Consider the following 5,441-nt stretch of genomic DNA (forward strand, 5'->3'; position numbering starts at 1 on the left):
ACCTTGATGATGAGGAAATAGAGGAAATTAGAATGTTTTTTATTGAAGAAATTAATAAACAAAATAAAAATATTCGTGTATACTCAACGGAAGATGGATATCAAAAACCAGATGAACATTTTTATTCAGAAGATGTTAAAGAATCAACTGATTTCTATGACCGTGTTTTTAATGTTGTTAATGAGAGATTAATTCCTTATATGGTCTTACATCATGGTAAAAATGGTAAAGATTATGTTTGCTTTACGAAAGGTCTTAAAAAAGCTCTGCATAATGCCAATCAGGCATGTTATAGTGTAAAGGGTGTTGCAGATTTGTTAGGTTGGAAATATACGACCGTTAAACTGCCTAAACCTACAATGGTTATGAGAATTGAATTTAGTAAGTTTTTAACATTCTTATATCCTGATTTAAGTGAAAAAGATGATGAGGAGAGTGATAATTGAGTAGGTAATTTTTTTCAAATTTAGGTAATTTTTTTGTTAAAATTACTATATCGATTAAACTTAAATGATTTTAAGCTATTTATTTTCATATTTAAATGGTTTTTAATCATTTATTTTTTTCATCGATTTAGGTAATTTTATACTGTGAATGGTAAGGCACCTATATAGAAAAATATAGTGTTTTTCTTAAATTACCAAATTACTAGATTACCTAAAATCATTAAATTACCAAATTACTGGATTACCATTTTTTAATAAATTACTAAATTACCAGATTACTAGACAAAACGAGCTGATAAATATGTTAAAATGTGAGTATTATCCAAATCACCACCTTTGTAAGCATTTTGTGAATTTTGGATTCCAATGAATTCTAAATATAGGGAACTTTTACACGAGATAAACTTTGAGTTAAAACATTTGAAGGAGTTAAATCAAAGAAAACGTGATTATTTCAGAGTATTATCAGAAATCAAGGATTTAGTGTATACGGAAACACTTTGCATTAAGGGAAAATTAGAATGTATTCCAAAAATCAATGCTTTGGGTGAATTTATCTTGGAACCTGATGATGTTATTGTAGGTTTGAATTATAATGTTATATCTCAGGAGATCAAGGACACTGAAAGTATAATTCGTGAATTAAGAAAAAAAGAACAAAATATATTGAAAATAATGAAAAAACGAGCTGATATTTATGATAGGAGTTTATGAAGAATTTGTAGAAGCATATAATAATCCCAATATCACTGGAGAAGATGTTAAACGATTAAACGGCTTAAATGCAAGACAATATTCTTATTTAAGAGTTGAGGCATTAGAGAACGGTGATATCTCATGTCCTAGACACATGAATACCACTGGGGCTAAATTCTATTGTAAAACTAAAAATGATGAATATCTTGTAAAAAAACAATATGGACATAAAACCATTGTTGTTGGAAGATTTAGTGATGAACTAACAGCACAAATGATGGTTGCATTGTGTAAAGCAGTTAATTGGGATTTAAACAAAATCGAGAACATAATCGATGAAAATAAGATTAAACCTAAAAATTACTCAAAAGTCAACGGATATTACATCGTAGAAAAGAGGATTAACGGTGAAAGGGTTGTTTTCTATCGATTTAAAGTGGAAGCTCATGCTATCCATATGGTAAATGAATTAAGAAAATATGATTGGGACAAATCAAAGGTTGATTTAATACTTTATGAAATGGGTTTAAATTAATCTATATATCGGGGTAGAAAAAAAGAACAAAAAACTAGATGATTAAATAATTGAATGAGTTGTTAATTCTAAACAAAGTTGTTATAAGACCTTTTGTTTAAATTAACTAACTCATTGTTTATTTCAATAGTAAAATTCGAGCTAAAATTATGAAAAATCAATGAAAAATAAAAAGGTGATAATATGCTTGTATATTCAGATTTAAGCAGTATGGGGTCATTAGGTCATGGATTAATGAAAATGCTTATAGATATAGATGATTTAGATGATTTACAATTAATAATTATTTCCAATTCAAAAGCTAACGAAATAATTTGTTTGGATTCTGTTAATTCTATTAAAATTTATGATGATTGTGCTATTTTTTACAATAATAGTGGAATTCGTGAATTTTTAAACCTTAGGAATGTATTATCTATGTCATTAGTATCCGATTAAAAGGAGGATTGTTAAAATGAGTGGAGAAACAGTTAATAAATCAAACGATGATTATAAAGAGATTTTGAACATGCAATTTAAAGAAGTACTTGCAATGATTGCATATAATTTGGAAGAAGAAGGAGCAACAAAAGGCGATGTCGGAAGATTGGTATTTGACAATAAATACTATGGATTCTCACTTACTGTAGTTAAAAAGGAAGAATGATAATATGATGGATTTAGAAGCTTACGGTGTTATAGGATACATATTATTCATAATCGCAATAATTGTAGTTAGAATAGGTGTTGTTATTGTTGTAGCAGGTGCAATTGCATCTTATCTTGGATTAACAGGTATTCTTTGGTGGTGTAGTGCAATAGTGATATTTTTGTTAATTAATGGATTAATATCAGCTTTAAGCAAATAGGGTGAGAAAACAATGAACTATTTTGTTTTAGCTGTAATTGTAATTTTATATCTAATTATGACACTATCGGCATTACTTGAACGATATTATGGGAATAATGGTGAAAATGGTGAGGAAGATGAATTTACATAATGAAAAGTTACGGATCATTAGAATTCAAAAAGAACAATTGGGCAAGATGATTCGTGAAGAAAACAATGAAGATAAACGATTGCAATATGTCTATGAAAGAATGATGCTAGGACAAGAAGAGGAAAAATTACTGAAGGAGGTAGATTTAGAATGAGAGTTTTCATCGATACAAGAGAAACTGATAGAATTAAACCTGCAATATTCTATTTTTCATTGAAGAACAGTGTTTCTGTTGTAGAACTAGAAACTGGAGATTATATCTTTGAAGAAGATGGAAAACAAGTTGTATTCGAGTATAAAACTATGTCTGATTTTATAACTTCAGTAAATGAGGGAAGAGTGTTTAACCAAGCGATAGACCAACAAAGCCAATTTCTTTATCATTTTGTAATTGTAGAAGGCACTGATGAAAATTTGGCAGAATTATGTAAAGAATTATATTATTCTACACATGTTTCTTTCAGTAAAGCACAATTTTACGGTGCCATTGCTAGATTAAATACATTTACAACAGTACTACGTGTACCTAACAGAAAAACGGCATTTGAAGTTATGGAACAACAAGCTAAGAAATGTTTCGATGATAAAGCTGTTGCTAAAACATTTCCCAAATCAGAGGGCAATTCCGCATTTAGATTTTTGTGTTATTGTTGTCGAGGAGTTGGTTCTAAAACTGCAGAAAAAATAGTAGATGAACTTTCACTAAACAATTTAGAAGATGTTTTAAAACTTAAAAAAGATGATTTATTGGGTCTTACAGGAATAGGTGATGCTAAGGCAGATAACATCTTGGAGCAAGTCCGTACGGACTGCTCTTAATTTTTTTTGCAATATTTTCATTTACAAAATCGATGTCTTTATATATAAGTTTGGCTCTATTATAATTAACTGTCTTTAAATCGGAAATAAACTTCTCTGAGAGGTTCAAATTCTGATTTAGAAACAGAATTTATGAATTTAACAAAAAAACTAAATGAGGGCTGATAAAAATGTTATTAATCGCAGATAAAATTGAAAAGATTGAAGTAAGAATTGAAATCGATGAAAATGAAGACCACCACAAATGGAGTGGCTGTCCTAGACTCATAACCAGTGAAAGCGAATTCTTATTTGAAGCTGTTGATGTTCTAACTGTTATTAAAGCAGTAAAAACTTCTGAAACTGTTGAAGAATTTGTAGAAAAAGTGGAAAACACTTGGAGCAAAGAAAGATTAGCAACTCCAATTATAAGAGCATTAAACAATAAAGCAGTTGAAAAAGTTCAAAAAGATGCTATAAGTGTCTTAGATTGTGCTTTTACTGATGAAAACAAAGAATTATTTGATTTCAGAGAAGATGTAGAAGACTGCTTATATAATGCTTTTATGGCTTATGCTGGTGAATACGATGGTAGATTTGATAAACTTGCTAAAAACAAACAGGTGAAATATTTAGTACAATCAGCACTTGCTGATTGCTAAATTCTTTTTTAAAGGGTGGTAATTATGGTAAAAACTGATGTTTACGATGAAATTGATAATATGGTAGTTCACGATATTGAATTAACTGAAGAAGAATATGAGCTTTTGTTAGAAGATGAAGAATTGTGTGAGGAATTTTTTGATGAATTAATGGAGTTGATTTAAATGGCAAAACTCAATGTAAAACAAATTATTTTTGATTTAGCTGGATATGAAAAAGAATTATGTTGTTTAGGTGAATTTAATGAAGAAGATGAAAAATGGTTCAATGAAGAGCTTGGATTCACTGACGGTTTTGAAAACGATGATGTATACTATTTAGGTCTTCAGGAAATCAGTGAACTAATCTTTAATTTCATAGAGCATTGTAGGGAAGTGAAATAAATTCATTTCTATATTTTTTAGGTGATTATTATGGATATAACTGCTAAATTTCAAGAAGAATTTTATGGGTACATAGATTATGAAGAAAGGATGGGAAACAAGTTAAGATTTGATTATAATGTTGATGAATGTAAGGTAACCATTTATTCTGAAGAATGGGACTGTTACGATGGTTATGACAATCTTGGCACTCCTTACTACTGGTCTTTCAGTAAAACTTGGGAAGACATTACAATCCTTGAATTCGCACGATTAATGGAGTTTTATCTTGAATTTAAAAAGCAATTTGATGATATGGGAGTATTTTGTATATTTAATATATTATAGGTGGTAAATATGAGTGGAAAAGCAATAAATACTGGATTAACTGAAATTAATATGGAATTTTGTTTAAAACAATTGAAAAAACTTGATTTCATTGAGATAACAAAGATTGACAAAACACCAATGCCAAATCATTGTGCTGAGGTATTTTTCAAATCAGAACACAATTATTGGGAAATCCGTGAAGTAATCGACAGTTTAAGAAGCAGAGGTTATTATATGATGCTCGTAATGGGTATTCGTGATGAAATGTCTGTTTTAATTTCAAATATTTATCAATAAGTGGGAGGCAATTAAATCCCACTTTAATTAACATTTTTAGGTGATTTAAATGGTATGGAGAGGAGATATCAAAAAACACTATGATAATGTCGATAAAACATTTATTGTCATGAATCTCATTGATAACGATGATTTAATGACAAAGAATGCTTTAAGAAGTGTTATATTGTCAGAATTGAAGTTATCTTGTCAATGTATAATAGATTGGCTAGACGATGAGAATAATGAAAATTCTGAAACTGCATCAGAATTCATTGAAAATCTTGACAGCGAATATGATATTTGTGTAGTAATTGATGCTAGAACATTTATCTTTGATCTACTTGGAAAACCA

General features: G+C 29.1%; 14 protein-coding genes. All 14 read left to right on the top strand.

Annotated features, from left to right (window positions below; translation table 11 throughout):
• The coding region (locus QZU81_RS10345; protein WP_295591648.1) for a hypothetical protein at nucleotides 1-446 on the top strand (446 nt) is incomplete at its 5' end.
• Nucleotides 447-812: 366 nt separating this feature from the next.
• On the top strand, nucleotides 813-1,160 hold the full coding sequence (locus QZU81_RS10350; protein ID WP_295591650.1) for a hypothetical protein: 348 nt from the start codon (nucleotides 813-815) through the stop codon (nucleotides 1,158-1,160).
• Nucleotides 1,144-1,677: a hypothetical protein gene (locus tag QZU81_RS10355; protein ID WP_295591652.1), complete on the top strand. Its 534-nt coding sequence runs from the start codon at nucleotides 1,144-1,146 to the stop codon at nucleotides 1,675-1,677. Before QZU81_RS10350 ends, QZU81_RS10355 begins: the two co-directional genes overlap by 17 nt.
• A gap of 183 nt (nucleotides 1,678-1,860) precedes the next feature.
• Nucleotides 1,861-2,115, top strand: coding sequence for a hypothetical protein (locus QZU81_RS10360; protein WP_295591654.1), 255 nt, complete (start codon nucleotides 1,861-1,863; stop codon nucleotides 2,113-2,115).
• 16 nt (nucleotides 2,116-2,131) lie between these two features.
• Complete coding sequence (locus tag QZU81_RS10365; protein WP_295591656.1) at nucleotides 2,132-2,323, top strand: hypothetical protein; 192 nt, start codon at nucleotides 2,132-2,134, stop codon at nucleotides 2,321-2,323.
• A gap of 4 nt (nucleotides 2,324-2,327) precedes the next feature.
• Nucleotides 2,328-2,525: a hypothetical protein gene (locus QZU81_RS10370; RefSeq protein ID WP_295591657.1), complete on the top strand. Its 198-nt coding sequence runs from the start codon at nucleotides 2,328-2,330 to the stop codon at nucleotides 2,523-2,525.
• 106 nt (nucleotides 2,526-2,631) lie between these two features.
• The gene (locus QZU81_RS10375) at nucleotides 2,632-2,811 is read left to right on the top strand and encodes a hypothetical protein (protein WP_295591660.1); all 180 of its coding nucleotides are present in this window, start codon (nucleotides 2,632-2,634) and stop codon (nucleotides 2,809-2,811) included.
• Nucleotides 2,808-3,476 carry an ERCC4 domain-containing protein gene (locus QZU81_RS10380; protein ID WP_295591662.1) on the top strand — a complete coding sequence of 223 codons (669 nt, stop codon included), beginning with the start codon at nucleotides 2,808-2,810 and terminating at the stop codon, nucleotides 3,474-3,476. Before QZU81_RS10375 ends, QZU81_RS10380 begins: the two co-directional genes overlap by 4 nt.
• Before the next feature lie 170 nt (nucleotides 3,477-3,646).
• The gene (locus QZU81_RS10385; protein ID WP_295591663.1) at nucleotides 3,647-4,117 is read left to right on the top strand and encodes a hypothetical protein; all 471 of its coding nucleotides are present in this window, start codon (nucleotides 3,647-3,649) and stop codon (nucleotides 4,115-4,117) included.
• A 24-nt stretch (nucleotides 4,118-4,141) separates the two neighbouring features.
• Nucleotides 4,142-4,282, top strand: coding sequence for a hypothetical protein (locus QZU81_RS10390; protein WP_295591665.1), 141 nt, complete (start codon nucleotides 4,142-4,144; stop codon nucleotides 4,280-4,282).
• Entirely contained in the window at nucleotides 4,283-4,501 is a 219-nt protein-coding gene (locus QZU81_RS10395; RefSeq protein ID WP_295591667.1) for a hypothetical protein, read from the top strand.
• A gap of 30 nt (nucleotides 4,502-4,531) precedes the next feature.
• Nucleotides 4,532-4,828 (top strand): hypothetical protein, encoded by a 297-nt coding sequence (locus QZU81_RS10400; protein WP_295591668.1) that lies wholly within the window; start codon nucleotides 4,532-4,534, stop codon nucleotides 4,826-4,828.
• A 9-nt stretch (nucleotides 4,829-4,837) separates the two neighbouring features.
• Nucleotides 4,838-5,107: a hypothetical protein gene (locus tag QZU81_RS10405; protein WP_295591670.1), complete on the top strand. Its 270-nt coding sequence runs from the start codon at nucleotides 4,838-4,840 to the stop codon at nucleotides 5,105-5,107.
• A gap of 49 nt (nucleotides 5,108-5,156) precedes the next feature.
• On the top strand, nucleotides 5,157-5,441 hold a 285-nt coding region (locus tag QZU81_RS10410), incomplete at its 3' end, for a hypothetical protein (RefSeq protein ID WP_295591672.1).

The organism is uncultured Methanobrevibacter sp., from assembly GCF_902770715.1.
In the GTDB taxonomy this organism is placed as follows: domain Archaea; phylum Methanobacteriota; class Methanobacteria; order Methanobacteriales; family Methanobacteriaceae; genus Methanocatella.

Bases quoted from the DNA above. Each gene is read 5' to 3' on its own strand.
- QZU81_RS10370 (WP_295591657.1), top strand. From the start codon at position 2,328: ATGATGGATTTAGAAGCTTACGGTGTTATAGGATACATATTATTCATA.
- QZU81_RS10390 (WP_295591665.1), top strand. From the start codon at position 4,142: ATGGTAAAAACTGATGTTTACGATGAAATTGATAATATGGTAGTTCAC.
- QZU81_RS10375 (WP_295591660.1), top strand. From the start codon at position 2,632: ATGGTGAGGAAGATGAATTTACATAATGAAAAGTTACGGATCATTAGA.
- QZU81_RS10400 (WP_295591668.1), top strand. From the start codon at position 4,532: ATGGATATAACTGCTAAATTTCAAGAAGAATTTTATGGGTACATAGAT.
- QZU81_RS10405 (WP_295591670.1), top strand. From the start codon at position 4,838: ATGAGTGGAAAAGCAATAAATACTGGATTAACTGAAATTAATATGGAA.
- QZU81_RS10380 (WP_295591662.1), top strand. From the start codon at position 2,808: ATGAGAGTTTTCATCGATACAAGAGAAACTGATAGAATTAAACCTGCA.
- QZU81_RS10395 (WP_295591667.1), top strand. From the start codon at position 4,283: ATGGCAAAACTCAATGTAAAACAAATTATTTTTGATTTAGCTGGATAT.
- QZU81_RS10360 (WP_295591654.1), top strand. From the start codon at position 1,861: ATGCTTGTATATTCAGATTTAAGCAGTATGGGGTCATTAGGTCATGGA.
- QZU81_RS10355 (WP_295591652.1), top strand. From the start codon at position 1,144: ATGATAGGAGTTTATGAAGAATTTGTAGAAGCATATAATAATCCCAAT.
- QZU81_RS10365 (WP_295591656.1), top strand. From the start codon at position 2,132: ATGAGTGGAGAAACAGTTAATAAATCAAACGATGATTATAAAGAGATT.
- QZU81_RS10350 (WP_295591650.1), top strand. From the start codon at position 813: ATGAATTCTAAATATAGGGAACTTTTACACGAGATAAACTTTGAGTTA.
- QZU81_RS10385 (WP_295591663.1), top strand. From the start codon at position 3,647: ATGTTATTAATCGCAGATAAAATTGAAAAGATTGAAGTAAGAATTGAA.